General features: G+C 48.1%; 21 protein-coding genes and 4 pseudogenes. 23 read left to right on the plus strand and 2 right to left on the minus strand.

Going from position 1 to position 17,862, the window contains the following annotated elements; translation table 11 throughout:
- The first annotated feature begins 52 nt into the window (after positions 1 to 52).
- From IQ259_RS27820 to IQ259_RS21295, 23 genes and pseudogenes are all read left to right on the plus strand, one after another.
- Positions 53 to 256, plus strand: a complete 204-nt coding sequence (locus tag IQ259_RS27820; RefSeq protein WP_370568066.1) for a Rid family hydrolase — start codon at positions 53 to 55, stop codon at positions 254 to 256.
- 151 nt (positions 257 to 407) lie between these two features.
- Positions 408 to 557: pseudogene (locus IQ259_RS21185) on the plus strand (SDR family NAD(P)-dependent oxidoreductase); the annotation flags it as partial.
- Positions 558 to 632: 75 nt separating this feature from the next.
- A pseudogene (locus tag IQ259_RS21190) lies at positions 633 to 1,575 on the plus strand (IS5 family transposase).
- A gap of 109 nt (positions 1,576 to 1,684) precedes the next feature.
- Positions 1,685 to 2,266 (plus strand): ester cyclase, encoded by a 582-nt coding sequence (locus IQ259_RS21195; RefSeq protein WP_193887968.1) that lies wholly within the window; start codon positions 1,685 to 1,687, stop codon positions 2,264 to 2,266.
- 272 nt (positions 2,267 to 2,538) lie between these two features.
- On the plus strand, positions 2,539 to 3,294 hold the full coding sequence (locus IQ259_RS21200) for an SDR family oxidoreductase (RefSeq protein ID WP_193887969.1): 756 nt from the start codon (positions 2,539 to 2,541) through the stop codon (positions 3,292 to 3,294).
- A gap of 89 nt (positions 3,295 to 3,383) precedes the next feature.
- Positions 3,384 to 3,485, plus strand: a pseudogene (locus IQ259_RS27620) (AraC family transcriptional regulator); the annotation flags it as partial.
- Between the two features lie 226 nt (positions 3,486 to 3,711).
- The gene (locus IQ259_RS27625) at positions 3,712 to 3,765 is read left to right on the plus strand and encodes a hypothetical protein (RefSeq protein ID WP_255525488.1); all 54 of its coding nucleotides are present in this window, start codon (positions 3,712 to 3,714) and stop codon (positions 3,763 to 3,765) included.
- A 156-nt stretch (positions 3,766 to 3,921) separates the two neighbouring features.
- On the plus strand, positions 3,922 to 4,791 hold the full coding sequence (locus IQ259_RS21210) for a pirin family protein (RefSeq protein WP_193887970.1): 870 nt from the start codon (positions 3,922 to 3,924) through the stop codon (positions 4,789 to 4,791).
- Positions 4,792 to 4,948: 157 nt separating this feature from the next.
- A complete protein-coding gene (locus tag IQ259_RS21215) occupies positions 4,949 to 5,893 on the plus strand; it encodes a CPBP family intramembrane glutamic endopeptidase (protein ID WP_228014681.1) in 945 nt (314 codons plus the stop codon).
- Between the two features lie 51 nt (positions 5,894 to 5,944).
- A pseudogene (locus tag IQ259_RS21220) lies at positions 5,945 to 6,816 on the plus strand (SDR family oxidoreductase).
- Positions 6,817 to 6,983: 167 nt separating this feature from the next.
- The gene (locus tag IQ259_RS21230) at positions 6,984 to 7,937 is read left to right on the plus strand and encodes an NAD(P)/FAD-dependent oxidoreductase (RefSeq protein WP_228014683.1); all 954 of its coding nucleotides are present in this window, start codon (positions 6,984 to 6,986) and stop codon (positions 7,935 to 7,937) included.
- Between the two features lie 77 nt (positions 7,938 to 8,014).
- Positions 8,015 to 8,266, plus strand: coding sequence for a hypothetical protein (locus tag IQ259_RS21235; RefSeq protein ID WP_193887983.1), 252 nt, complete (start codon positions 8,015 to 8,017; stop codon positions 8,264 to 8,266).
- Positions 8,263 to 9,159 (plus strand): alpha/beta fold hydrolase, encoded by an 897-nt coding sequence (locus tag IQ259_RS21240; protein WP_193887971.1) that lies wholly within the window; start codon positions 8,263 to 8,265, stop codon positions 9,157 to 9,159. The genes IQ259_RS21235 and IQ259_RS21240 overlap by 4 nt, the downstream gene beginning before the upstream one ends.
- 238 nt (positions 9,160 to 9,397) lie before the next feature.
- On the plus strand, positions 9,398 to 9,676 hold the full coding sequence (locus IQ259_RS21245) for an alpha/beta fold hydrolase (RefSeq protein WP_305038594.1): 279 nt from the start codon (positions 9,398 to 9,400) through the stop codon (positions 9,674 to 9,676).
- 222 nt (positions 9,677 to 9,898) lie between these two features.
- Positions 9,899 to 10,792: a pirin family protein gene (locus IQ259_RS21250; RefSeq protein ID WP_193887972.1), complete on the plus strand. Its 894-nt coding sequence runs from the start codon at positions 9,899 to 9,901 to the stop codon at positions 10,790 to 10,792.
- Positions 10,785 to 11,198 (plus strand): hypothetical protein, encoded by a 414-nt coding sequence (locus IQ259_RS21255; protein ID WP_193887973.1) that lies wholly within the window; start codon positions 10,785 to 10,787, stop codon positions 11,196 to 11,198. Before IQ259_RS21250 ends, IQ259_RS21255 begins: the two co-directional genes overlap by 8 nt.
- Before the next feature lie 65 nt (positions 11,199 to 11,263).
- Positions 11,264 to 11,632 (plus strand): cupin domain-containing protein, encoded by a 369-nt coding sequence (locus IQ259_RS21265; protein ID WP_193887974.1) that lies wholly within the window; start codon positions 11,264 to 11,266, stop codon positions 11,630 to 11,632.
- 278 nt (positions 11,633 to 11,910) lie between these two features.
- Positions 11,911 to 12,723 carry an SDR family oxidoreductase gene (locus IQ259_RS21270; protein WP_193887975.1) on the plus strand — a complete coding sequence of 271 codons (813 nt, stop codon included), beginning with the start codon at positions 11,911 to 11,913 and terminating at the stop codon, positions 12,721 to 12,723.
- Positions 12,724 to 12,794: 71 nt separating this feature from the next.
- Positions 12,795 to 13,520, plus strand: a complete 726-nt coding sequence (locus IQ259_RS21275) for an alpha/beta fold hydrolase (protein ID WP_193887976.1) — start codon at positions 12,795 to 12,797, stop codon at positions 13,518 to 13,520.
- Positions 13,521 to 13,783: 263 nt separating this feature from the next.
- The gene (locus tag IQ259_RS21280; protein WP_193887977.1) at positions 13,784 to 14,335 is read left to right on the plus strand and encodes an SgcJ/EcaC family oxidoreductase; all 552 of its coding nucleotides are present in this window, start codon (positions 13,784 to 13,786) and stop codon (positions 14,333 to 14,335) included.
- Between the two features lie 26 nt (positions 14,336 to 14,361).
- Positions 14,362 to 14,799 (plus strand): peptidoglycan-binding protein, encoded by a 438-nt coding sequence (locus IQ259_RS21285; protein ID WP_193887978.1) that lies wholly within the window; start codon positions 14,362 to 14,364, stop codon positions 14,797 to 14,799.
- 17 nt (positions 14,800 to 14,816) lie between these two features.
- Positions 14,817 to 15,104 carry a hypothetical protein gene (locus IQ259_RS21290; protein ID WP_163927108.1) on the plus strand — a complete coding sequence of 96 codons (288 nt, stop codon included), beginning with the start codon at positions 14,817 to 14,819 and terminating at the stop codon, positions 15,102 to 15,104.
- A gap of 72 nt (positions 15,105 to 15,176) precedes the next feature.
- Positions 15,177 to 15,554 carry a nuclear transport factor 2 family protein gene (locus IQ259_RS21295; RefSeq protein WP_163927106.1) on the plus strand — a complete coding sequence of 126 codons (378 nt, stop codon included), beginning with the start codon at positions 15,177 to 15,179 and terminating at the stop codon, positions 15,552 to 15,554.
- A 79-nt stretch (positions 15,555 to 15,633) separates the two neighbouring features.
- Here IQ259_RS21295 and IQ259_RS27300 read toward each other — a convergent pair whose 3' ends face one another.
- Both IQ259_RS27300 and IQ259_RS27305 read right to left on the minus strand, forming a co-directional pair.
- Entirely contained in the window at positions 15,634 to 16,557 is a 924-nt protein-coding gene (locus tag IQ259_RS27300; RefSeq protein ID WP_339383959.1) for a transposase, read from the minus strand.
- 24 nt (positions 16,558 to 16,581) lie between these two features.
- Positions 16,582 to 17,355 (minus strand): DUF4277 domain-containing protein, encoded by a 774-nt coding sequence (locus IQ259_RS27305; RefSeq protein WP_228014684.1) that lies wholly within the window; start codon positions 17,353 to 17,355, stop codon positions 16,582 to 16,584.
- Between the last annotated feature and the right edge of the window lie 507 nt (positions 17,356 to 17,862).

Raw genomic sequence — 17,862 nt, forward strand, 5'->3', positions numbered from 1 at the left:
GCCGGACTTTGAGGCTCAGGTCCGCCTGGCATTCTCCAATCTCAAGGCGACCCTGCAAGCGGGTGGATGCGGGCTTGACGATATCGTCGACGTGACGACCTTTCATACCGATCCCGAGAATCAGTTCGGCACGGTCATGACCGTTAAAAGCGAGGTCTTCCCGGAAGCGCCTTACCCGAATTGGACGGCGATCGGCGTCAACTGGCTCGGGGGGTTCGACTTCGAGATCAAGGTCATCGCCCGTATTCCAGGCTGAATTCATCAGGCGGAGCAGGCGGCGGGATAACCCGACACTGCACTCGACCGGCTCGGCATTTGTCATCAAGGCGAAGCGATTCGCGGGCTTATTGGTAAGTAAATTGCCGATTTGATGATCACATTAGTAGTCACATACCCAGTAAAACACTATGTCACAACAACTCTCAGGTAAAGTTGCGCTTGTCACTGGCGGAACTTCAGGAATTGGTCGTGCAACGGCGATCGCTTATGCCCAACAACAAGCAAAAGTGGTAGTGGTGGGTCGTCGAATTGACGAAGGTGAAGAAACGGTTCGATTGGGCGTTGTTGCGTGAATAGGCAAAATGGTAAATTTTACCTATCGCCGATGTTCACTCGCCGCAAGCGCCCTGCATATGAAGACGAAAGCCCAGTACAAAGTTAAAAATTGGAACGCTTATGATGCTTCCCTCAAGCAACGAGGCAGTATAACTTTCTGGGTGAATGAAGAGACCATCGAGCAGTGGCGCAATCAGCAAAAAACCGGGAAAAAGGGAGCATCGAATTATTACAGCGATGTGGCAATCGCCACGATGGGAACGATTCAATCGTTATTTCATTTACCTGGGCGGCTTTTCAGTGGGGTTTTTAGAATCGCTGTTCACGCTCATGGGAATTGAGCTAGAAGTACCAGACCATTCAACGTTATCTCGTCGTTTAAGCAAGTTGTCGGTGAAACTACCTGTAGTGCCAAAAGATGAGGCTGTCCATGTAGTAGTGGATTCAACTGGTGTGAAAGTGTATGGTGAAGGCGAATGGAAAGTCCGCACACATGGGGTGTGTAAGAGACACACATGGCGCAAGTTGCATCTTGGCTGTGATGAGGAGAGTGGCGAAATTTTGGGTGCAGTAGTCACTACTAATGATGTCGCAGATTGTGAGGTGCTAACAGACATATTGGAGCAGATCGAGCAGCCGATAGAGCAGGTTTCTGGTGATGGTGGCTATGACACATTCGACTGTTACGACACCATTTCACAAAGTGGCGCGAAAGCTGTAATTCCACCGCGCAGCAACGCGAAAATTCAACAACTCACAAACAGCCAAACACAACCGCATAACAGAGATGAAAACCTGCGAAGAGTGAACCAAGTTGGACGTAAACAATAGAAACAAGAGTCTGGTTATCATCGCCGTTCTTTATCCGAAACTGCTATCTTTCGGCTCAAAACCATTTTTGGCGGTAAGTTGAGACGACGTTTTTTTGATAATCAGGCTGTCGAGTTATTTCTACAGTGTGCCGCCCTGAATCGCATGATTCAGTTGGGCAAGCCAGACAGTTACAAAGTGGAAAACTAACTTCTGCTCTAACGCCAGATTGGTGTGTCTTTTTTTTCTTTCATGCAACAAAGCCGATCGTCATTGCAAATAAAACACTTTAGATAGATAGAACCAGGAGTATTTAATCATGGTCAAAGAGCAAACTGTAGACGGACAAGCAAATTTACAAGCAACTACCAATTTGACACTAGCCCAGAAGTCTTTGCAAGCACTTTGGGAAGAGCATTTACAGTACGAGTTTGGCACTCACAGTACTGAAGATGCCCTCGCTACGATGGTTGAAGATGCTTACGTTAACCACATCCCAGTCATTACCGGGGGAGTCGGGAAACCAGCACTGCGCGAGTTTTATTCCAAATACCTCATTCCACAGATCCCACCAGACCTCGAGCTAGTTGCGATTTCGCGCACGATCGGAACGGATCAACTCGTCGATGAAATGGTGGCTACGTTCACTCATACGATCCAGATGGACTGGATGCTACCTGGCGTTGCTCCAACCGGGAAACGGGTTGAAGTGCCAGTAGTTGCGATTATTCGGTTCCGTGACGGCAAACTAGCCCACGAACACATTTACTGGGATCAGGCAAGTGTATTGGTTCAAGTCGGCTTGCTCGATCCGGGTACACTTCCCGTCGTGGGCGTTGACAGTGCGCGTAAGGCGATCGATCCCAACTTACCTTCAAACACACTAATCGAGCGCGACTAAGTGTAGGAGCCAGCAAACATCAATACCCAAACCCGCCATCCCGCCCAGCTACTCCCGAAGTGATCGAGCGAATTTTGGCAGTAGCACCCAAGTACGGCATCGAATTCATCGTGTGAATTAGAGCAATGCTCAAACCCGGCTCCTACAACCAGAATCGTTACTCATCCTGGTTATAGATCGAGGCGCTTCTTGTTGCTGGCTCCTACACGTATTGCTGCCCATTGAGTTTTTGACGCAAGTAACATAACCATTTACAACAAGAGGTAACTATCATGATGCTTAAAGACAAGGTTGCTTTAGTGACGGGAGGGACATCGGGCATTGGTAGAGCTACCGCGATCGCTTATGCCCAACAACAAGCAAAGGTGGTGGTGGTGGGTCGTCGAATGGATGAAGGTGAAGAAACTGTTCGATTGATTAAGGAAGCTGGCGGAGAAGCTATTTTTGTGCAAGCAGATGTCACGAAAGAAGCTGATGTTAAAGCAATGGTTGATAAAGCGGTTAGCCTTTTTGGTCGGTTAGATATTGCCTTTAATAATGCAGGAACTGTCGGCGAAAATCCCTCACTGATTGAGCAAACAGAAGCTGAATATGACCGCACTATGAACGTCAATGTCAAAGGCGTTTGGTTGTCGATGAAATATGAAATCGCTCAGATGTTGAAACAGGGAAGTGGTGCGATCGTCAATACATCATCTGGGGCTGGAGTCGTTGCAGTTCCTACCCAATCCCTCTACACCGCGAGTAAACATGCAGTAATAGGCTTAACAAAAGCCGCCGCGCTCCAATATGCCAAAGCGGGTATTCGCATCAATGTCGTTGCACCAGCAGCAATCGAAACAGATATGTTTGAAGCAGCTACAGGTGGGCAGGATGAGGTCAAAGCTTACATAACAGGACTCCACCCGATCGGACGAATTGGAACACCGCTTGAAGTTGCAAATGCAGTTCTGTTTTTATCATCTGACCTGGCATCGTTCATAACAGGTGAAACGTTGATGGTAGATGGTGGGTATGTAGCGCAGTAGTCGATCGGCAGTGCAAAATATTGCAGTGATCGAATGCGCGATGGCTAGCTTTTGCCTGTTTTGTTGAGCAAATTGCCAATCTTTGAACCATGCTAACAATTACAACGCCAACCCTTGAAGCCAAGCACAAAGGCTTAACGCACACCCGATTGCAGCAAGTACTCAGCTATATTCGTACTCACCTTGATCGAGATTTGTCACTGACTGAGCTTGCAGAAGTGATCAATATTAGCCCGACTTACTTTGCGAGTTTGTTTAAGCAAACAATGGAAATTTCTCCCTGTCAGTACGTGATTCAACAGCGCGTGGAACAGGCAAGGTTGATGCTATCGAAAACAGATTTGGCGATAACCCTTCGGGATAGCTTCGCTTACCGCAGACATTGCCCTACAAGTAGGATTCTCCAGTCAAAGCCATTTGACGCAGCACATCAAGCGATTCACGGGAAAGACCCCCAAGCAGATTCGTTAGCACCATAAGAATCTGAAAATTTGCCCTAAGAATCTGAAAGAAATCGAGCCTTGGAACTCATTACATTGAAGTTAAGTTAGGCAAGAATCTGAAGCAGCAACAGAATTAAGATGGTATCTTCGTCCACAGCGTCAACTAAGAATGGATCGTACGAAAATGAGTATTCAGCAATTAATCACGCCTGAAAAGCACAATTTAGGTGGGTTTAGCGTACAGCGCATCTTACCGAGTGAAACCCTAAAAATGGTTGGACCTTTCATCTTCTTTGATCACTTAGGCCCAGCTATTTTCCCGGCTGGGAAAGGCGTCGATGTTAGACCCCATCCACACATCAATTTAGCGACGGTTACCTATTTGTTTGAAGGAAGCCTTCTGCATAGAGATAGTCTAGGTACAGTACAAGAGATTTTTCCGGGCGAGGTGAACTGGATGACAGCGGGCAAAGGTATTGTTCATTCTGAGCGATCGCCCGAGAGCTTTAGAGAGAAAGAATCTACTCTTCACGGCATTCAGACTTGGATTGCCCTCCCCGCAATCGCTGAAGAAGTTGAACCCAGCTTTTCACATTATCCGGCGACTGATTTGCCGAGGTGGATTCAAACAGGCACCAGCGCAACCTTGATCGCCGGTAACTACCAGTCTCACCAATCACCAGTTAAAACCTACTCTGCTACTCTTTACCTAGCGCTCGTTTTCACGGAGGGTAGTCAATTTCAGCTAGCGCCAATAGAAGGTTTAGAAAGGGCAGTTTATAGCGTCACATCCGGGCTATTTGTAAATGGAAAGCCTTTAGAGCCATATCGTCTAGCCGTTTTAGCGCCGGATGAATCAGTAAATATCAGTGCGGGGGCTGAGGCAAAAGCAATGATTATCGGCGGGGCACCAGTGGGCGATCGCACAAAGTACTGGAACTTTGTGTCGAGCCGCTCAGCGCGTATCGAGCAGGCAAAACGAGATTGGCAAGACCGCCGCTTCCCGGCGGTTCCCGGTGAAACTGAATTTATTCCGCTCCCTGATAATTCCTAGAGCGGCAAAACTAACTTGAGAGGTGAAACGAAAGGCTTAATTGCGTTTGCGCGAAAGAAAATCAAAAACGATTTTTCTAGGTTTCCAAAATATCTCTAGCAAGTTTTACCACACTAGGATGAAGTTTAAAGCAATCAAAGGACATCAGGGAAGCGGAATGGAAGCGAAAGACGCGACTTACGTGGAGGCTGCCGGGTGGGGTAAGTATCGGTGGTGGCGATATCTTCTAGGATTAGTAGTCATTCTCTTTGTGGGGCTGGTGGTCAGCGGCATCGCCGTCCCGCGCGTCGCGTTCTTGCTCGGAGGTCAGGAAGGGCTTGCGGCGGTCAGTCGGCTGGATTACGCCGCACTCGGTCCCGTGGGGGGCTTCGTTGCGGTCATGGTGAGTTTTCCGTTCTTCCTCGCGGGAATCCTGATTGCCGTCACCCTCATTCACCAGCGTCATCCCCGGACGCTGGTCACAGCGCGGGAAAAGATTAGCTGGCGGCGTGTCGGTCATGGGTTTGTGGCGTGGTTCGTGCCATTCTGGCTGATCGCTGGGCTGGGACAGTACTTCTTCTATCCCGACACCTTCTCTTTTAACTTTGACCTCACAACGTTCGCGCTCTTCGTGCCGCTGGCACTGATTTTCAATGCGATCCAGACCACCACAGAGGAGCTTTTCTTTCGCGGATACATTGTGCAGGGCGCGAGTATTGTTTGGTCTAACCGCGTCTTTCTGGCACTCGTGCCAGCCGTGATCTTCACCCTGCCGCACCTGCTCAACCCGGAGGCGATCGCGGGCGGCTGGCTCACGGTCTTCTTCAACTACTTCCTCGTTCCGGGGCTGGTGTGGACCGTGGTTTCGTTGATTGACGGAACCACCGAACTCGCCATCGGCGTACACTTCGCGAACAACATCGGCGGCAATCTCTTGATGGGCGTAGCCGGAAACGCCGTGAACGCACCGACTCTGTTCACAGTCAGCAAGTTCCACGCGACCTACACGACTCTATCAATGCTGGTTGTAGTACCCGTGTTTCTGGCGATCGCCTACAAGGTGTTCAAACGCGACAAGGCATCCGAACCCGTTTTCCAGAGCGATCGGAATATTCATCGGTGATCTCGTCAGTTCGTTGCTGAAGGCCAATTTAATTAAAACAGGAGAAACAGAATGATACTGCAAGATAAAGTGGCGTTAGTCACTGGCGGAACTTCAGGAATTGGTCGTGCAACCGCGATCGCTTATGCCCAACAACAGGCAAAGGTGGTGGTGGGTCGTCGAATTGATGAAGGTGAAGAAACGGTTCGATTGATTCAGGAAGCTGGCGGAGAGGCGATTTTTGTGCAAGCAGATGTCACGAAAGAAGCCGATGTTAAAGCAATGGTTGATAAAACGGTTGACGTTTTTGGTCGGTTGGATATTGCCTTTAATAATGCAGAAATGGGCGGCGAAAATCCCTCATTGATTGAGCAAACAGAAGCTGAATATGACCGCACTATGAACGTCAATGTCAAAGGTGTTTGGTTGTCGATGAAACATGAAATTGCTCAGATGTTAAAACAGGGAAGTGGTGCAATCGTCAATATGGCATCTGTGGTTGGAGTCGTTGCACTTCCTAACAGACTTCTCTACGCCGCGAGTAAACATGCGGTACCCGGATTTCTCACCAATTATTGCAACCTCAGTCCAGAGTCCGTAGGGGCGGGTTCACAGATATGCTCAAATCGTTCACGAATATTTCGCTCAACCCGCCCCTACTGTTTGTGAGAAATGCGGGGGTAGTAGGCTTAACAAAAGCTGCTGCGCTCCAATATGCCAAAGCGGGTATTCGCATCAATGTCGTTGCACCAGGGGCAATCCAAACAGATATGTTTGAAGCAGTTACAGATGAAGCCAAAGCTTACTTGACAGGACTTCACCCGATCGGACGAGTTGGCACACCGCTTGAAGTTGCAAATGCAGTCCTGTTTTTATCATCTGAGATGGCATCGTTCGTAACAGGTGAAACGTTGATGGTAGATGGTGGGTTTGTAGCGCAGTAGTCAAAAGGCAGTGCGAAATGTTTGATACAGCACTTCAAGCAACTCACTAAAGTAACACTGAAATAGGATCGCTAATTCTATCGGAAACTCCATAGGAATCTGCAAGAAGTTGAGTGTTGAAACTGACTACACTCAAGTGAACTAAGACAAAGAGAACTTAGGAGTTGATGATTCTGTCCAAAGTTGGAGAACAGAAAAAGACGATGAACCAAAACAAAGAGATTTACGAGTGCGTCATTGTCGGTGGCGGTTCCGCTGGACTCAGTGCGGCACTGCTTTTAGGCAGAAGTCGCCGTCGTGTGTTAGTCTGCGACAAAGGGAATCCGCGTAACGCTCCCGCACACGAGGCGCACAGCTTTTTCACCCGCGATGGCATCAGTCCGCATGAACTTTTGAGCATCGGGCGCGACCAACTCAAACCTTATAAAAGCGTTGAATTTCAAGCGATCGAGGTCAAGGAAATCAACCCATCCGGCAATCAATTTGAAGTTGTGTTTGAGGATGGCACGATAAAAAAAACGCGCAAAATTTTGCTGGCTTTCGGGGTAATGGATGAATTTCCAGCTCTCGAAAACTTTGGTGATTTCTGGGGCAAAAGCGTGTTTCATTGTCCCTATTGCCATGCTTGGGAAGTGCGCGACGAGCCGCTTGCCATTGTTGGAAATGGCGAAACGGGCATTGAAATGGCGGCATTGCTGAAAAATTGGAGTGCTGATTTAGTCCTCTGCACCAACGGCAAAGCCGATCTAACCGCTGATCAAAGGACACTGTTGGAAAACCACAAAATCCTTGTTCGCGAAGAGAAAATCATCCGACTCGAAGGCGATAACGGACAATTAGAAAACATTGTTTTTGAGACAAACGAGAAAATTGCGCGTCGCGGAATACTGATCCGACCAAAGCAAACACTCCGTTCAAACCTAGCTGAAAAGTTAGGCTGTGAGTTGAATGAATTCAATTTAATAAAGACGACCAATGTTTTTAACGAAACTAGCGTCAAAGGCGTTTATGCGGCAGGTGACATCACTTCACCCATGCAAGTGATCGCCGCTGCTGTTTTTCAGGGTAGCGTTGCTGCTGGCGGCTTAAATCACTCTCTGATTATGGAAGATTTCGTCTAAATCAAGGTAATTCAATCTTCATCAGAACAAGCATCGTGGCTGGTCTAGTTTCATAGACCAAGAGAGTAGGGAAAGTCATGCGTGTTAATTACACATCAAGTCTACAGAGCGATCTAATGATGCAGTCTTTGTGGTGGTGGGTTGGTAGCGCAGTAGTCGCTCGGCAGTGCGAGATGACAACACTTGCAGGCAAAGTTGCACTGGTAACAGGTGGTTCTCGCGGTTTAGGAGCGGCGATCGTAGGGTATGCGAAAGGTGTTCAAAATTCCAAATCTGAGCATCGAAGCTCAGTCGGAAGAAAATCAAAAACAGAGAGAATTGTACGATGAAAATACGCTACGGGTTTCGACAGGTTGGTGATGTCGAAGTGTTCTACCGCGAAGCGGGGGCAAGCGACGCGCCGGTAATACTGCTGTTACATGGCTTTCCGACCGCCAGTCACATGTTCCGCGACCTGATCCCTCTGCTTGCTGATCGCTTTCGGCTCGTCGCGCCGGATTTGCCTGGTTTCGGACAGACTAAGGCACCGCCACGCGGGGCATTCGACTACAGGTTCGACCGCCTTGCCGACGTAATCGAGGGCTTCGTCGATGCTTTGTCGCTCGATCAATACGTACTCTACATCTTCGACTACGGTGCGCCAGTAGGTCTGCGTCTGGCGATGCGCCATCCTGAACGGATATCTGCGATTGTCTCGCAGAACGGCAACGCCTACCTTGAGGGTTTTAGTGATGAATGGGGATCGTGGGAGACCTATTGGCGCGAACCGAGCGCAGCAAACCGGGAAGCTTGCCGACCCTCACTCGCGCCGGACACAATCCGGAACTGGCAGTATGGTACTGGAGCCGATCTAACCCTTCTGTCGCCCGACGGCTACGAACTCGACATCGCCTACATGGGGCGGCCAGACGCGGAGGAGATCCAGCTCGATCTGATCCTCGACTACCGCAGTAATGTCGCGCTCTATCCAGCCTTCCAGTCCTACTTTCGCAAGCACCGTCCGCCGCTTCTCGCCGTCTGGGGTCGTCATGATCCGGCGTTTCTGCCCGCTGGTGCTGCCGCTTATCAGCGCGATCTCCCGGATGCAAAGATTCACCTGCTTGATGCCGGACATTTTGCGCTGGAGACTCATGCAGAGGAGGTGGCAACGTTGATCTGCGCGTTCCTCGGCAGAACGCTCGGTTTCACGTTGCGTCTTGAAGGTGATTGCACAAGAATCTGAGTACCGCGCTGCCTACCGAAGCAGAATTAAAGCCATCTTAGAAGAGGCAACCGCGGCGATCGCGCTCAGGCAACAATGAAGGATTTTTGTTGTTCTGAAGCGATGATACGCAGTGGATGCTTGCCCCATCTTGAAGTCTGCTTAACGCAGCATTGTTAAGACGGTGATCGATCGCTGCATAACAATTGTGATGCAACAGACAAAAACACATCATCAATTTACAAAGGAGAAACCTCTCATGCCTTACATTACCGTTGGTCAAGAAAACTCTGCAACCATCGATCTCTATTACGAAGATATTGGAACAGGTCAACCTGTTATTCTCATTCACGGCTTTCCCCTCAACGGTCATTCCTGGGAGAAGCAGGTTTTGGTTCTGTTAAATGCGGGGTATCGAGTGATTACCTACGATCTCCGAGGATTTGGCAACTCCAGTCAACCCTCATCTGGCTATGATTATGATACCTTTGCCGCCGATCTCAACGCTCTCATGACCAAGCTTGACCTAGTGTGGTAAAACTTGCTAGAGATATTTTGGAAACCTAAAAAAATCGTTTTTGATTTTCTTTCGCGCAAACGCAATTAAGCCTTTCGTTTCACTTCTCAAGTTAGTTTTGTCGCTCTAGGGAATAATCAGTGATCTGCTGCATTTCTGGCTTGTGAAAAAACTCTGTGATTCACCCCGGTGAGTCAGGCTCAAATGATACACATATTCGTCTAGTTCTGAAGAGGCAATTCTATGACTGTCCCCACTCAAACGTCTCGAACCGTTGCCGGAGTAATCAACAGCGTTGAAACACTGGAAGGGGACGGATTTCTTGTCCGTCGGCCCTTTCCCAAAAGTAGCTTCTCTGAATTTGACCCGTTTCTCCTCCTCGACGAGTTGGGTCCGATTAATCTAAAGCCGGGTCAGGCAAAAGGTGCACCCGATCATCCGCACCGGGGCTTTGAAATCGTCAGCTATGTCTTGGATGGACGGTTAGAACACAAAGATTCTGCGGGACACGCCGGGCTACTAAATCCGGGTGATGTCCAGTGGATGACAGCAGGTGCCGGGGTCGTGCATTCCGAGATGCCGGAGTCAATGTTTACCCAAACTGGTGGACGGCTCCACGGCATTCAACTGTGGGTCAATCTGCCACAACGAGACAAAATGATGCCGCCCCGCTATCAAGAAATTCCAGTGGCTCACATTCCGGTAGCTCAAACCGAAGATCGGTCTGTGACGGTGCGAGTGATTGCGGGAGAAGCGTTAGGGGCAAAAGCCGTAATTCAGACGCGCACGCCGATAATTTACCTCCACTTCACACTGCAACCAGGGGCAACGATGATCCAGCCTGTACCAAAAGAGTACAACGCCTTTGTCTATGTACTGGAGGGGTCTGGGTTGTTTGGGACAGAGCCAGCGCCTGGTGATGATGGGCAGATGGTGCTCTTTTCTCAAGATGGAGAGGATGTAGTGATCTCCAACCCTGCTGATGCTCAGCGTCCTCTATATCTTCTGCTGATTGGAGGTGTACCCCTTAACGAACCAGTCGTGCGCTACGGTCCGTTTGTAATGAACACTGAAGCTGAAATTATCCAAGCGATCAACGACTACCAAGAAGGAAGGATGGGACGGATTTATGCTTAACACATTTCAACAACGGATTAGTCAACATCACCGCTTGAGTGAGTTACGAATCAAACTACTGCGTCTGCACAAGCTTTTACTAGATACTGAGCGTTTTACCTATGAGCAAGTTCGAGGGCAAGTTTCTAAAGGTGAATTGCTACAACTGGTGATTAGTCATGAGCAGTTTGCCTGGTTGCATCGACTCTCAGCATTGATTATCCAAATCGATGAGTTGCTTCATGCCGATGAATCTGTTACACCAGAGGCAATTGAAGCGATCAACAGTGACATTCGGACACTGCTCAGCCCCGACGAATCGGGCGATGAGTTTGCCATGAAGTATAACACGGCGCTTCAACGCCACCCCGATGTCGTGTTAGCTCATGCAGATGTCATGATGTTGCTGACCTCTAACAGTATTTAACCCGCTTAACCACAGTCTGGAATTGCTTCGGGAACAGCTTTTGAGGATCTGCTGGAAGATTGGTTATGTCCAGTCTGTGGCGCGAACAATGTGAAGAAATTATCGCTGGAGATGGAACTGTTCTGCGCGAACTGCTTCATCCTGACAAACAAGACATCAACTTGCGTTACAGTTTGGCGTATGCGATCTTGCCTGTTGGCAAAACTTCGATTCCCCATTCTCTAAATACTTCTGAGATTTATTACATCATTAGCGGTGTTGGCGAAATGTCGATCGACAGTGAAGTTCGTCGCATTGAACCAGGGGATGCGGTTTACATTCCTCCAAATGCAATCCAGTTCCTTCATAACTACGGCGACGAACCCATTGTTTTCGTTTGTCTAGTTGATCCAGCTTGGCACAAAGAAGACGAAACGATTTATGCACCAGTCTGATTCATGCAAATCTCACTGCTAGGGATGATTGATCACGATCTTAAGAAACCCAGCCATCGTTTTCAGTCAATGTTCATTGAAACTCTCTAGGAGCCATCATGAGTACTGTGTAGTGAATGGCGCGTCCCATGTTGTGATGGTTGCCCATGCAGATGCTGTTGCCAAGTTCATCGATTGTGCTGCAACCGCGCTATAGACGAGGCATAAACGCATCCGGCTACAAGCATCTTCTCTAATTAGTACTTGAATCTAATGGCACTGACAGAAGGAGAAACAAAATGATACTTCAGGATAAGGTGTCCTTAGTCACTGGAGGAACAGCAGGAATTGGGCAAGCCACTGCGTTAGCGTACCCCTACGGGGAAGCAAGCTACGCGCAGCGTTCCGTTGGCGCAGCCTCTCGCAGAGAAGGAAAGCTTAACGAAGTTATCGCCTTTGGTGCTGCTGGCGCAAAAGTCGTGTTCTCAGGCAGACGCGACGCAGAAGGAGAAAAAACCGCCAAACTGATTCGTGAAACAGGTGCTGAATGTTTATATGTCCATTCAGATGCCTTGAATGAGGAAGAGATCAAAGCATTAGTGCAAAAGACCGTTGTAAGCTACGAACGACTCGATTGTGCTTTCAACAATGTAGGCAATGAAGGACTCTTGAAACCCCTGCATGAACAATCGATCGAGGAGTTTGACAAACTCATGGAGATCGGATACGAAATTCAGCAGATGTTGTCTCAAGAATCGGGCGTAATTGTTAACAACTCCTCACTTGCAGGTTTGTTTGGACTGCCAGGAGGCTCTCCTTACAGCGCGAGTAAACATGCCGTTATGAGACTAACGCGATCGGCAGCACTGGATTATGCTAAGCAGGGCATCCGGATTAACGCGGTGAATCCTGGAAACATTGCGACTGAGGGTCTTAATCGTGTCTTTGAAAAATTGGGCGTGACGGCTGATGCTGTTACAGCTATGGTGCCGATGGGTCGCATTGCTCAGGCAGAAGAAGTCGCTCAAGTTGTTGTTTTCCTTTGCTCTGATGCTGCCAGCTACATCACTGGACAATCCTTAGTGATCGATGGCGGATACACAGCGAACTGACCCATTTCAAGAGAGAACAAGAGAGAACAGACGAGCTTGATTTTCAGATCACATCTACAAGGAGGGATTCTATGTCAACTTTTGTCTTAGTTCATGGCTCCTGGCATGATGGTTCTGCTTGGCAGGCAGTCATTGATCAACTAGAAGCAAAGGGACATCATGCTTTTGCGCCCACGATCGCTGGGCATGGCAAAGGCGTGAACAAAAACGTCAACCATGCTCAATGCACGCAATCGATCGTCGATTACATTGTGAGTAAAGACTTAAACGATATCGTTCTAGTCGGACATAGTTTCGGTGGGACAATTATTGCCAAAGTTGCTGAAGCAATCAGCAATCGCATTCGACGACTCATCTTCTTCAATGCCTTTGTCCTCAATGATGGTGAAAGCCTCAACGATAACACCCCACCGCACTCTCAAGCGTTATCCGATCAGCTAGCGAGACAATCGGGCGATCATACGGTGATGCTACCTTTTGAGATTTGGCGAGAAGTGTTTATCAACGACGCTGACCTCGAACTGGCTCGATCGAGTTACGCACAATTATCGCCCCAAGCGTATCAACCGTGGCTTGACAAGTTAGACCTGAAGCAGTTTTGCTCGCTGCCCATTCCCAAAAGCTACCTCTACTGTACCGAAGACAACGTCCTTCCTCAAGGGGATTGGGGTTGGCATCCCAGAATGTCTAGCCGCTTGGGACTATTTCGGTTCGTGCAAATGTCCGGTAGTCATGAGGTGATGTTTTCCAACCCGGTCGGCTTGGCAGAAAAGATGATTGCGGCAGGACGTGACTAGCTGATGGTTGAGATGAACAACAGACAATCGCTTATCTCCGAAACAAGGGCGCTAACCGATCAGAATTTGACCAATCATCGTAGGAATCTGAAAGCAATCAAGCATTGGTACTGTCTATACTTCAGATCAAACAAACGGAATTAGCCGGCAACGCTTGCTGCTCCAGTAAGTTCATAGCGATCGAATGCAGCAGTGCATCTTTGTGCTGTTGTGTTCCTAAACTGCCAAAACAATTAGATAAGAAATCCCAAAACGAGGCGCTTATGAATTCACAAACAACTCAAAATCAACTCACCAGTCCTGCTGACGAGTCCGCAATCCGTGCTTTCCATCACCAGATGATTGATGCTTGGAATCGAGGTAGCGGGGAAGGCTTTGCTGCCCCGTTCAGCAAAACTGACGATTTCATCGCGTTTGAGGGCACACATCTCAAGGGTCGAAAAGCGATCGCTGCATTTCATCAGCAAGCGTTCGACACAGTTGTCAAAGGAACACGCCTGGAGGGTGAGGTGAATTTTGTCCGCTTCGTGAACTCGCAACTCGCGCTCATGCTCGTAGATATCAGGGTAATACTTCCCGGACAAACTGAAACTTCACCGTCACGAGATTCGCTGCCGCTATACGTCGTAACGAAACGCGACGAAGGTTGGCAGATTGAAGGGCTACTCAATGCCCGGAAGTTGACGCTAGAACGTCAATTCTTCTTAGACGATTTTGACTCGCTGAGTGAAGAGGCCCAACGTCAAGTGACTAACCTCGTTGCAGGTCTCAAAGCGAGTGGAGTAATCACTCCGACGCAAATTGATGCGAAATAAAACCAATCCCCATCAGGAGGACAATCATGAAACCTCAACTCATTTTCGGAGTACTAACGATCGCAACAGGATTGCTCGGAGGTTCATTCACTCATCCCGCGATCGCACACAGCATTTCTCCACAACAAACCTCCCCCATTCTGATGGCCACTGCCTACACTGATTTAACCTTACCTACCTTGCGCCAAGGCGATCGCGGCAAAAACGTGCAATTGTTACAGCGCATCCTTCAAGACAATGGCTTTTTAGGAGCCGCAGGTGTGAGGTTAGGCAATCCAAGAGGGGCGATCGTCGATGGCAGCTTTGGTGCGGTCACAACGTCTGCGGTACGCGATCTCCAGCGACGATACAGAATCCCAGTTACAGGGCGAGTCAATCCAACCACCTGGGAAGTCCTGGATATGCACGAAAACCCCTATCGATCCCCGCTTCCCTGGAAACAACAGAACATTACACAACCATAAGCCACAGAAGATTTCTAATGAACCGAAAGATTCTTTCAACCAAAATCACAACCACAATCGCAATCACAATTCTGTTCGGCGTACTCCTACTGTTCAATTTTCCATCCCTGGCTCAAGTCAGTTCACAAGTGATTCCCAGAATCGAAGTGATCGAAAGTTCTGAAGGGATTCCACCCAGCTACCGTTTAGTCATTAGCCGATCTCAGGACAATGTTTATGTCTTCTGTCCGACTGACTTCGAGCCACAGTTGGACTATCTGCGAAATGTGAAGGCGATTCAATGTAAGCCGTTTACCAGTCCCTAGAAGTAAACCAGTGAGGGGCAACAGCATAACAACTCATACCACTTTGTTGCTTTGAACAGAGGAGAGATTCAGATGTCAGAGAACAATAAAGCAATTTTAGAAGCGGCAAACGCGGCGATCGCTGAAGGCAACAATGAAGGATTCTTGTCGTTCTGCGCCGACGACATGGAATGGACATTTGTAGGTGACAAGACCCTTAAAGGAAAAGAAGCCGTTCGCCAATGGATGGCAATGACATACATAGAGCCGCCAAAGTTTAGGGTCGCTAACTTAATCGCTGAGGGTGATTTCGTCACGGCACTCGGCGACATCACCATGAAGGACGAAGACGGGAAGGCGGCTGATTACTCGTACTGCGACATCTGGCGCTTTCATGGCGGCAAGATTGTCGAATTAAGAGCTTTTGTCATCAAAACCGAGGTCAAGGATGAAACCAGCAATGCAGCGTAAAAGGAATCGATTACTGTGAAATTTTTTTCTGATCACCTACGAGCTGTCGGTTCGCTCATTTTTGATGAGTGAGAAGAAATTAAGTCTTGCACGGTATGAGATGTGGCTGATAGAGAGAGTATGGCAATTTCATCAGTGAAAGAATCTGTCGTTGGAGATCAGATAAAGGTGAGATGAGAATAGTATGGTTGGGTAAGCAATAAAGGGTAATGCCAGAAAAAACCTTAAGCAGTTGCTCAGTAGAGGGACGCTCTGTCGCTCGTTTAGGATTACCTTCATAAAGTCCAGCCAGAGATTGTTGAGTACGTTGTAGAGTCTGCCGCACGATAAACTCGATGAGAGTAAATACTCGTAACGCCAAAGTCAATAAGAACATTAAACCTGTAATACGGTCTTGATTTTGAAAGTAGATAGGTAAAGCAGGCAACTGACCACGCTTCAAACGATGAAAACTACGCTCCAAAAGCCATTCATTTCGATAGTAAATTACGGCTTGCGGTAGTGTTAGTAAGTCAGCAGGGGCATTGGTAACATACAGTCGCCATCCGGCCAATTGTTGAGCAGTCTCAATAGCAGCAGTTTGTTGTTGGCAGTGCAGTTGGAGATACTCTCTATTTACCTGCTCAGTAGGAGAGTTTGCACTCGGTCGCCCCCGCCTGAGATGGCGCGTTTGATTAGTGAGTACAACAGTAGTACTGACGGCAAAGAACTCGCCTACACGGTAACGCTTGAGAATAGCTTCGACTTGACGATTGAGTTGTTCTTTGTCATTTCCGGGTTTACCAGCTAGTTTGTCTAGGGCAGTTTGAGCCTGGTTAAGACGCTGTTGTAAACCTCGAATTTGAGCAGTTGCCAAACTCCTTGAGTACACAATCAGATACCGTTCATGCCAACGCACCCATTTATTGGTTTCTGGGTTGAGCCAAAACTTACCTAATTCTATCTCAAAGCCCTTTCCTACAGCAGGTTCTTCTTGCTCCTGTCTCGGTAAACGAATCTCCACACTGGTCGAAGGTGGGTCGAGTACCTATTGTTTCAACAACAGAGGATGTTGTCCACTCATCGGTACGGGAAAACAATAGATGCCTCCAGTTGAAGCAATCTGTCCACGGGTGGCAATGGCTGCTGCCTTACAATCGGCTAAAAACACAAACTGCTTATGTCCAATCACTTTTACCATCTGCTGCCAAGTCGGCCAATACAATGGGTCATCGGCTCCGTTGCCAGGGAGTGTCGCACTCACTAGCGGTATACCTGCTGGGTCGAGGGTTGCCAGCAACTGTCGGTACTGCAACAGGTCGGGACGCTTGTCTTTGGAATGCCCATAGCGTAACACGCTCTCCTGTTCTGATTCCTGCTGCTGGTGATTCACACTAAAACTACTGGTATCTGCTCGTGCTACAACTGTTGGCAATTCATAGGCACGAATTAGATACTGTCCTAATTTCACCTCTATCTTCTCTATTGCTTGTGGCTGTTTGCCCAATTCTTCTACCACTCGTGCCAATCTGTCATCACTGGCATCTTTTTCTACTATTGACCATCCTGTACTCAACTCCAAAATCTGTTGATGCGCCTTCACCCACCCTTCTACTGCACACAAACGATGATCTGCCTGAGTGATGATGTACGTCAGTAGTAATACACTCAGTTGTCCATAGCTTAATCCTTGATAATTTCCATGTGGCTTCTTTAGTTTTTGGTCAATCAGTTTCCCAATCTTCATCTGTTTTAGCCACTCCACTATTACGGGAATATCATCTATTCGCTCTGAGGTAATTTCCATTTGCTCACCAGTCATCGGCACACCTATCTTGTGAATATGTCCTCTAGACTACCGAGCATTGCTGCAAAACCGTGAGATTCCTTTACTACTATTCCTCTATTCCTTGCTCTTCATCACATTAATTCCCTTCATCATCTCAAAATGAGCGAACCGACAGCTGAAACTTTCGTTGTTCCTGATTTACCTCTGATAGAGAAAGTCCTAATACTTCTCCGATTCTCGCCCCGCTTCTATGAAGTAGTCGAGCGATCGCCTCCAACCTCACATTCGGTTTGATGAGGCTGTACATAATTTCAAGCTGTTGAGGGGTGAGATAAGGGACTTCCAGAGAATAAAGTATACAACTTATGAAAATGATAATCATTCTGGTGGGGGGAAGGGAAAGGTTGCTAACGGCAACCTTTCCCTTCCCTTTTTGTAGTAAATTCAATGATGATTCGATTTTGGATGTGCATAGGTGTCAATGGAATTAACAGATTCACTAAAGCATTTGTTGAAGGAAACTGCACAGCAATTAAAAGG

It is taken from the genome of Fortiea sp. LEGE XX443 (genome assembly GCF_015206815.1).
Taxonomy (GTDB): Bacteria; Cyanobacteriota; Cyanobacteriia; order Cyanobacteriales; family Nostocaceae; genus Nostoc_B.

Excerpts from the sequence above, each read along its gene's own strand:
- IQ259_RS21230 (WP_228014683.1), top strand. The coding sequence starts at position 6,984 with ATGATTCTGTCCAAAGTTGGAGAACAGAAAAAGACGATGAACCAAAAC.
- IQ259_RS21280 (WP_193887977.1), top strand. The coding sequence starts at position 13,784 with ATGAATTCACAAACAACTCAAAATCAACTCACCAGTCCTGCTGACGAG.
- IQ259_RS21285 (WP_193887978.1), top strand. The coding sequence starts at position 14,362 with ATGAAACCTCAACTCATTTTCGGAGTACTAACGATCGCAACAGGATTG.
- IQ259_RS21195 (WP_193887968.1), top strand. The coding sequence starts at position 1,685 with ATGGTCAAAGAGCAAACTGTAGACGGACAAGCAAATTTACAAGCAACT.
- IQ259_RS21265 (WP_193887974.1), top strand. The coding sequence starts at position 11,264 with ATGTCCAGTCTGTGGCGCGAACAATGTGAAGAAATTATCGCTGGAGAT.
- IQ259_RS21250 (WP_193887972.1), top strand. The coding sequence starts at position 9,899 with ATGACTGTCCCCACTCAAACGTCTCGAACCGTTGCCGGAGTAATCAAC.
- IQ259_RS21295 (WP_163927106.1), top strand. The coding sequence starts at position 15,177 with ATGTCAGAGAACAATAAAGCAATTTTAGAAGCGGCAAACGCGGCGATC.
- IQ259_RS21200 (WP_193887969.1), top strand. The coding sequence starts at position 2,539 with ATGATGCTTAAAGACAAGGTTGCTTTAGTGACGGGAGGGACATCGGGC.
- IQ259_RS27305 (WP_228014684.1), bottom strand. The coding sequence starts at position 17,355 with ATGACTGGTGAGCAAATGGAAATTACCTCAGAGCGAATAGATGATATT.
- IQ259_RS21210 (WP_193887970.1), top strand. The coding sequence starts at position 3,922 with ATGAGTATTCAGCAATTAATCACGCCTGAAAAGCACAATTTAGGTGGG.
- IQ259_RS21275 (WP_193887976.1), top strand. The coding sequence starts at position 12,795 with ATGTCAACTTTTGTCTTAGTTCATGGCTCCTGGCATGATGGTTCTGCT.
- IQ259_RS21270 (WP_193887975.1), top strand. The coding sequence starts at position 11,911 with ATGATACTTCAGGATAAGGTGTCCTTAGTCACTGGAGGAACAGCAGGA.
- IQ259_RS21215 (WP_228014681.1), top strand. The coding sequence starts at position 4,949 with ATGGAAGCGAAAGACGCGACTTACGTGGAGGCTGCCGGGTGGGGTAAG.
- IQ259_RS21240 (WP_193887971.1), top strand. The coding sequence starts at position 8,263 with ATGAAAATACGCTACGGGTTTCGACAGGTTGGTGATGTCGAAGTGTTC.
- IQ259_RS21235 (WP_193887983.1), top strand. The coding sequence starts at position 8,015 with ATGCGTGTTAATTACACATCAAGTCTACAGAGCGATCTAATGATGCAG.
- IQ259_RS21290 (WP_163927108.1), top strand. The coding sequence starts at position 14,817 with ATGAACCGAAAGATTCTTTCAACCAAAATCACAACCACAATCGCAATC.
- IQ259_RS21245 (WP_305038594.1), top strand. The coding sequence starts at position 9,398 with ATGCCTTACATTACCGTTGGTCAAGAAAACTCTGCAACCATCGATCTC.
- IQ259_RS21255 (WP_193887973.1), top strand. The coding sequence starts at position 10,785 with ATGCTTAACACATTTCAACAACGGATTAGTCAACATCACCGCTTGAGT.